We start from the raw sequence: 6,596 nt of genomic DNA, 5'->3' as shown, positions 1-6,596 counted from the left end.
CGGAAAGCGCGATCCCGCGTGCCAGCGAACTGGTCTGCTACACCCGTGCCGGTGCCGAGATCGGCGTGGCATCGACCAAGGCCTTCACCACCCAGCTGGCGGCACTGTTCCAGCTGACCGTGGTGCTTGGCAAGCTGCATGGCCGCATCGACGCGGCGCAGGAAGCGGACTACCTGGAGCAGCTGCGCTTCCTGCCGGGCAGCGTGCAGCACGCCCTGAACATGGAGCCACAGATCGCCGCCTGGGCCGAGCGTTTCGCGCGCAAGAGCAGCGCATTGTTCCTGGGCCGCGGCCTGCATTACCCGATCGCGCTGGAAGGCGCGCTCAAGCTCAAGGAAATCTCCTACATCCATGCCGAGGCCTACCCGGCCGGTGAGCTGAAGCATGGTCCGCTGGCGCTGGTGGACGAGGACATGCCGGTGGTGGTGATCGCGCCGAACGACAGCCTGCTGGAGAAGGTGAAGTCGAACATGCAGGAAGTGCGTGCGCGTGGTGGCGAGCTGTTCGTGTTCGCCGACCAGGACAGCAACTTCAACGCGTCCGAAGGCGTACATGTGATCCGCACGCCGCGCCATGCGGGCGTGCTCAGCCCGATCGTGCACACCATCCCGGTGCAGCTGCTGGCCTACCACACCGCGCTGGCACGCGGCACCGACGTGGACAAGCCGCGCAACCTGGCCAAGAGCGTGACGGTGGAGTAAGGCATTCCCGGATCTGTGGGATGCTGCATGCGAAAGGGGCCTGCGAGGCCCCTTTCGTTTGTGCCGGACGCAGTGCGAAGTGGGACAGCTGCCGGGCGTTCTGTCCGTCGTCGGCAGCAGGCAATCATTCTTTAATGCGCGAAGCCGCCTGTATTCAGCGGCGGTTTCAGCCACGGTGCCATTCTCTGGATCGTCAGTTGGTTCCCACGACGAACTGTCCTATCGATGCCGGTAGTGACCGAGGGTCGCAGTCGTAGAATCGATCTGGCCGAGGTTCGGGTTGAGCGATTGAACCCGCCTCGTTCGCGTTGCAGCACATCGTCTGCCGAGTCATTCCAAGCGGCAGCCGGGTGCGCCAGACGTGCGCTGAAAGGTCTGTTCCCGGGGAGGGGGCGTATCGGAAGAGCACACTTTTTGACTTAGTGACCTGCACCAGGAAACAAGAATGAACGTCCGCGAACTCCTGCAATCCAAGAAAGAAGCTGTCATCACCATCGATGCCGAAGACACGATCGGTGCCGCCGCCCACAAGATGAGCGCGAACAGGATCGCTGCGCTGGTGGTGATGAAGGACGATGCCCCGGTCGGCATCATTTCCGAGAAGGACATCGTGCGCACCCTGGCCGACGACGGCCCGCAGGCCGGCCGCCGGGTGATTTCCAGCCTGCCGTCCACCGGTCTGGAGGGCATTGCGCCGGAAGCCACGCTGAAACAGGCCATGTCGTTGATGACGTACTCGCGGCGCCGTCATCTGATGGTCACCGAAGGCACCCGCCTGGTCGGCATCCTCAGCCTGGGCGATATCGTGAAGAACCTGCTGGGCGAGCTGGAACTGGAAAAGGCCGTGCTGCAGGACATCTACATGGCCGCCCACTGAGGGCCGCAGCGCTGGAAGCAGAGAAGCCGGGCATTGCCCGGCTTCTTCATTCACGGCGCCGGTGATATCAGAAAGTGACCTTCACCGAATCGGCGCTGTAGTTCGCCGGCCCGTGATAGACCACTTCGATGTTGTTGCCATCGGGGTCGAGCACGAAGGCGCCGTAGTAGCCCGGGTGGTAGGGGCGTTCGCCTGGCGCGCCATTGTCGGTACCGCCGGCGGCGATCGCGGCAGTGTGGAAGGCATCAACAGTTGCGCTGTCGCGGGCCTGGAAGGCGAGATGGTGGCGGCCGGTCAACTGGCCGGCGGCGGCACGGCTGCTGGCGCTGGAAATGAACAGCTCGTCGGCCCAGAAGAAGTCTGGCCCTTCGCCGCCCAGTGGGATGCCGATCGTATCGAACACTGCCTGGTAGAAGCGGCGGCTGGCGGCCAGGTCACGCACCACCAGCTGGATGTGGTCGATCAGGCGGCCACGGTGCAGTTCCATCGTTTCCATACGAACCTCACAGAAAAAGGGGACGGAGGGGATTAAGTCGCTTCCAGCACAATAGTGCCAGAAACGGCTTAATCCCCTCCGTCCCCTTTTCGGGGTCAGACGTTGGCGATGATCTCGACCCAGTAGCCGTCCGGGTCCTTGATGAAGGCCAGGTTCTTCATGCGGCCGTCGGTCAGGCGCTTCTGGAAGGTTACCCCGAGGTCCTCGAAGCGCTGGCAGGCCGCCTCGATGTCCGGCACCGACACGCAGATGTGGCCGAAGCCGCGCGGGTCGCTGTTGCCGTCGTGGTAGACCGCGCCGTCCTGGGTTTCGGTGCCGTGGTTGTGGGTCAGTTCCAGCACGCCCGGCAGGCCGGCCATCCACAGGCGGCGCTGGCTGTCGTCTTCCGGTACCACCACGCCGGCCGGGAGGTAGGCCAGGAAGTACAGGCTGAACTGGGCCTCCGGGAAGTCGCGCTTGTCGATCAGCTGGTAGCCGAGCACGCGGGTGTAGAAGTCCAGCGAGGCGGTGATGTCCTTCACCCGCAGCATGGTGTGGTTGAATACGAAGCCGGTGGTTTCGGCCGGGGCCTGGGCGGCGACGCCGGGGACATCGCGCAGGGCGGGAATGGTCATGGGGGGAGGTCCTTCAGACAGGGCCGTTGCCGGCCGGATGGGGGCATTCTACCGGCCAGCACCTGACGGTACCGCGACGTACAATGGCCGGATCGCACCGTTCCGTCCTGACAACGATTGCCCGCCATGTCGCAGCGTGAATGGGTGGCCGCCGCCATCCGCAAGATTGAAGCCGATTTCAACCGCTCCGCCGATACCCACCTGATCCCGCTGGCGCTGCCCGGGTTCGAGGGCATCGATGTGTACCTGAAGGATGAGTCGAGCCATCCCACCGGCAGCCTCAAGCACCGGCTGGCGCGCTCGCTGTTCCTGTATGCGCTGGCCAATGGCTGGCTGCGCGAAGGGCGACCGGTGATCGAGGCGTCCAGCGGCTCGACGGCGGTGTCCGAAGCCTATTTCGCGCGCCTGCTCGGCCTGCCGTTCATTGCAGTGATCCCGGCCACCACCTCGCCTGAAAAGATCGCCGCGATCGAGTTCCAAGGCGGCCGCTGCCACCTGGTCGAACGCGCCTGCGACCTCAACTGTGATTCGGAAAAGCTGGCCCGTGAAACCGGTGGCCACTTCATGGACCAGTTCACCTACGCTGAGCGCGCGACCGACTGGCGTGCCAACAACAACATCGCCGAGTCCATCTTCAAGCAGATGGCCGAAGAGCCCAGCCCGGTTCCGGAATGGATCGTGTGCAGCCCCGGCACCGGCGGTACCGCCGCCACCCTGGGCCGCTATGTCAGCTACCGCCGCCACGACACCCGCATCCTGTGCGCGGACCCGGAAGTGTCGGTGTTCTTCGACGGCTACCGGGCCGCCGTGGCCGGTGAACAGGACTGGCGCGACCTGACCTGCAGTGGTGGTTCGCGCGTGGAAGGCATCGGCCGGCCACGGGTGGAGCCGAGCTTCATCCCGACCAGCGTCGATGCGATGGTCAAGGTACCCGACGCACTGAGCCTGGCCGCGATGCGCCATGTCAGCCGCCAGCTCGGCCGCCGTGTCGGTGGCTCGACCGGCACCAACTTCATCGGCGTGCTGCAGGCGGCGCAATGGATGCGTGAGGCGGGCCACCAGGGCAGCATCGTCAGCATCCTGTGCGACAGCGGCGAACGCTATGCGCAGAGCTATTACGACCCGGCGTGGTACCTGCGCCAGGGTATCGATGTCGACGGCGCCGATGCGCAGCTGGCCGCTGCGGTGGCCGGGCAGGGGTTGCCCGAGCTGCCATGGTGCAGCCTGGAAGCGCTGTAGCACGGACGAAGCTCGCGCCGGGCCATGCCGGCGTCCGCGACGGTGTCTCAGTACCCCGCTGCGGTGAAGGCGTCTAGCACCGCGTCGCGAAGCGCATCAGGCAACGCCTCGATGTCCATCGCACGGTCATCCAGGTGCAGGGTGGGATCCAGGATGCTGGCGCGGCCCTGGGCCAATGCCTGCAACCACAGCAGCACGCAGATCACGAACTCGCGTTCATGGCCCAGCTGCAGCTGGCTGGCGCCGCGCTCGATCACTTCGAACGGGTACCACTCCTGGCTTTCATTGAACGTGCCGCCCTGCTGCAGCACCGCCTGCAACTGCTGCAGGTGGCGCGGGGCGTCGTCGCCGGCATCGCACAGCGCGGCGATCCAGGCCAGTTCGGCCGCGCTGGCAGACAGTGCCAGCGACCGCGCCGGTGAGGCGGATGCAACTGCAGCCAGACCATCCATGTAGGGCCTCGTTCGGTACGTGCCGCTGCGGACTCCCCCGCACCCAGAGCTTCGGCGGGCGCGCGTAAGGCCGATGTGAATGCCGTGCCCCCTTGTCAGCGATGCCTGGCAGCGCCATATCTACCGGGCTGCCCGCCTGCCGGGCCCGTACCCTGGAGACCTGCCGTGACCGTTGCCAACCCCCTGCTCGATTTTTCCGGCCTGCCGCGCTTCGAGGCGATCCGCCCCGAGCACGTGGCGCCGGCGCTGGATGTGCTGCTGGCCGAGGCCGAAGCCGCCGTCAGCGCAGCCGAGCAGGTGCAGCCGGTCACCTGGCAGACCTTCGTGACCCCGCTGGACGATGCCACCGAGCGCCTGTGGCGCGCCTGGGGCCTGGTCGGCCACCTGCAGGGCGTGGTCAACACCCCGGAGCTGCGCGAGGCCTACAACAGCAACCTGCCGCGGGTGACCCGCTTCGCCAGTGCGCTGGGGCAGAACCTGGCGCTTTACCGCCAGTACCAGGCGCTGGCCGCCAGCGCGGAGGCGGCGCATTTCGATGAAGCCCAGCGCAAGGTGCTGGACAACACCCTGCGCGACTTCCGCCTGGGCGGCGCCGAGCTGGCGCCCGAGGCGCAGCAGCGTTTTGCTGCGATCAAGGAAGAACTGTCGGCGCGGTCGGCAAAGTTCTCGCAGAACGTGCTCGACGCTACCGATGCCTGGTCGCTGATCATCGAAGACGAAGCGCGGCTGAAGGGCCTGCCGGAAGACGTGAAGGCCGCCGCGCATGCCGCAGCACAGAAGGACGGCAAGGCCGGCTGGAAACTGACCCTGCAGATGCCGTGCTACCTGCCGGTGCAGACCTGGGGCGAGGACCGCGACCTTCGCGAGATCCTGTACCGCGCCAGCGCCCAGCGTGCGTCCGAATTCGGCGATGACGCACTGGACAACAGCGGCAACATCGATCGCATCCTTGCCCTGCGCGCCGAACTGGCTGCGTTGCTCGGCTTCGATTCGTACGGCCATTACTCGGTGGCGACCAAGATGGCGCAGGACCCGGCCGAAGTGCTCGGTTTCCTGCGTGACCTGGCCGCGCGTGCCAAGCCGTTCGCCGCCAGGGACCGCGCCGAGCTGGAGCAGTTCGCGCGCGAACAGCTCGGCATCGACAGCCTGCAGGCCTGGGACCTGGCCTTCGCCGCCGACCGCCTGAAGCAGGCGCGTTACAGCTATTCCGAGCAGGAGGTGAAGCAGTATTTCACCGAGCCGAAGGTACTGGGTGGCCTGTTCTCGGTGATCGAGCAGCTGTACGGCCTGCGCGTGCAGGAGGACAGCGCGCCGGTGTGGCACGAGGATGTGCGCTTCTTCCGGTTGGTCGATGCGCAGGGCGCGCTGGTTGGCCAGTTCTACCTGGACCTGTACGCCCGCGAGGGCAAGCGCGGCGGGGCGTGGATGGATGATTGCCGCAACCGTCGCGTGCGCACCGACGGCAGCGTGCAGACGCCGCTGGTCTACCTGGTGTGCAACTTCGGCCGCGGTGCCAACGGCAAGCCGGCCACCTTCAGCCACAACGAAGTGACCACGCTGTTCCATGAGATGGGCCACGGCCTGCACCAGCTGCTGACCCGCATCGGCGAACTGGGCGTGGCTGGCATCAACGGGGTGGAATGGGATGCGGTGGAGCTGCCCAGCCAGTTCATGGAGAACTTCTGCTGGGAATGGGACCACCTGCAGGCGATGACCGCGCACGTGGACAGTGGCGAGCCGCTGCCGCGCGCGCTGTACGAGCGCATGCTGGCCGCGCGCAACTTCCACAGCGGCATGGCCACCGTCCGCCAGCTGGAGTTCGGCCTGTTCGACATGCTGCTGCACAGCCAGTTCGAACCAGCGCAGGGCAGCGTGCTGGCGCTGCTCGATCGCGTGCGCGCGGAAGTGGCGGTGAACCACCCGCCGGCCTGGAACCGCTTCCCGCACCAGTTCAGCCACATCTTTGCGGGCGGTTACGCCGCGGGTTACTACAGCTACAAGTGGGCCGAGGTACTCAGCGCCGACGCCTATGCCGCCTTCGAGGAAGCGCCGCAGGCACTGGCTGAAACCGGTGCACGCTTCCGTGATGAGATCCTGTCGCGCGGTGGCAGCCGCCCGGCGGCGGACAACTTCAAGGCCTTCCGCGGCCGTGCTCCGCAGATCGATGCGCTGCTGCGCCACTCGGGCATGGCGTAAGGCGTCGGGTAGGTGCCAACC

The 6,596-nt window shown here is 66.3% G+C and carries 7 protein-coding genes; 4 read left to right on the top strand and 3 right to left on the bottom strand.

What is annotated here, in order from left to right; all coding sequences use genetic code 11:
* Together ACM0PY_RS13315 and ACM0PY_RS13310 are read left to right on the top strand one after the other, a co-directional pair.
* Positions 1-701, top strand: a 701-nt coding sequence (locus ACM0PY_RS13315; protein WP_495493264.1) for an SIS domain-containing protein, incomplete at its 5' end; no start/stop codon positions are given.
* A 445-nt stretch (positions 702-1,146) separates the two neighbouring features.
* The gene (locus ACM0PY_RS13310; RefSeq protein WP_005411115.1) at positions 1,147-1,578 is read left to right on the top strand and encodes a CBS domain-containing protein; all 432 of its coding nucleotides are present in this window, start codon (positions 1,147-1,149) and stop codon (positions 1,576-1,578) included.
* A gap of 67 nt (positions 1,579-1,645) precedes the next feature.
* Here the strand turns inward: ACM0PY_RS13310 and ACM0PY_RS13305 are convergent, their stop codons facing one another.
* Positions 1,646-2,074 carry a VOC family protein gene (locus tag ACM0PY_RS13305; RefSeq protein ID WP_019660719.1) on the bottom strand — a complete coding sequence of 143 codons (429 nt, stop codon included), beginning with the start codon at positions 2,072-2,074 and terminating at the stop codon, positions 1,646-1,648.
* A 95-nt stretch (positions 2,075-2,169) separates the two neighbouring features.
* Positions 2,170-2,688 carry a lactoylglutathione lyase gene (gloA, locus tag ACM0PY_RS13300; RefSeq protein ID WP_019660718.1) on the bottom strand — a complete coding sequence of 173 codons (519 nt, stop codon included), beginning with the start codon at positions 2,686-2,688 and terminating at the stop codon, positions 2,170-2,172.
* A 126-nt stretch (positions 2,689-2,814) separates the two neighbouring features.
* Between gloA and ACM0PY_RS13295 the strand changes: the two genes are divergently transcribed.
* On the top strand, positions 2,815-3,927 hold the full coding sequence (locus ACM0PY_RS13295) for a PLP-dependent cysteine synthase family protein (protein ID WP_065178017.1): 1,113 nt from the start codon (positions 2,815-2,817) through the stop codon (positions 3,925-3,927).
* Between the two features lie 47 nt (positions 3,928-3,974).
* Here ACM0PY_RS13295 and ACM0PY_RS13290 read toward each other — a convergent pair whose 3' ends face one another.
* The gene (locus ACM0PY_RS13290; protein WP_134972094.1) at positions 3,975-4,379 is read right to left on the bottom strand and encodes a hypothetical protein; all 405 of its coding nucleotides are present in this window, start codon (positions 4,377-4,379) and stop codon (positions 3,975-3,977) included.
* A gap of 165 nt (positions 4,380-4,544) precedes the next feature.
* Here ACM0PY_RS13290 and ACM0PY_RS13285 point away from each other — a divergent pair, with 165 nt between their 5' ends.
* On the top strand, positions 4,545-6,575 hold the full coding sequence (locus ACM0PY_RS13285; RefSeq protein WP_180885244.1) for a M3 family metallopeptidase: 2,031 nt from the start codon (positions 4,545-4,547) through the stop codon (positions 6,573-6,575).
* Positions 6,576-6,596: the final 21 nt, after the last annotated feature.

Source organism: Stenotrophomonas sp. BR163 (assembly GCF_047520985.2).
GTDB lineage: Bacteria > Pseudomonadota > Gammaproteobacteria > Xanthomonadales > Xanthomonadaceae > Stenotrophomonas > Stenotrophomonas sepilia.
Note: the sequence above shows the minus strand (reverse complement) of the source record. Positions and strands in the feature narration are given on the sequence as shown.

What these genes read in the sequence shown, in the direction of transcription:
- ACM0PY_RS13310 (WP_005411115.1), top strand. Translation starts at nt 1,147, where the DNA reads ATGAACGTCCGCGAACTCCTGCAATCCAAGAAAGAAGCTGTCATCACC.
- ACM0PY_RS13305 (WP_019660719.1), bottom strand. Translation starts at nt 2,074, where the DNA reads ATGGAAACGATGGAACTGCACCGTGGCCGCCTGATCGACCACATCCAG.
- gloA (WP_019660718.1), bottom strand. Translation starts at nt 2,688, where the DNA reads ATGACCATTCCCGCCCTGCGCGATGTCCCCGGCGTCGCCGCCCAGGCC.
- ACM0PY_RS13295 (WP_065178017.1), top strand. Translation starts at nt 2,815, where the DNA reads ATGTCGCAGCGTGAATGGGTGGCCGCCGCCATCCGCAAGATTGAAGCC.
- ACM0PY_RS13290 (WP_134972094.1), bottom strand. Translation starts at nt 4,379, where the DNA reads ATGGATGGTCTGGCTGCAGTTGCATCCGCCTCACCGGCGCGGTCGCTG.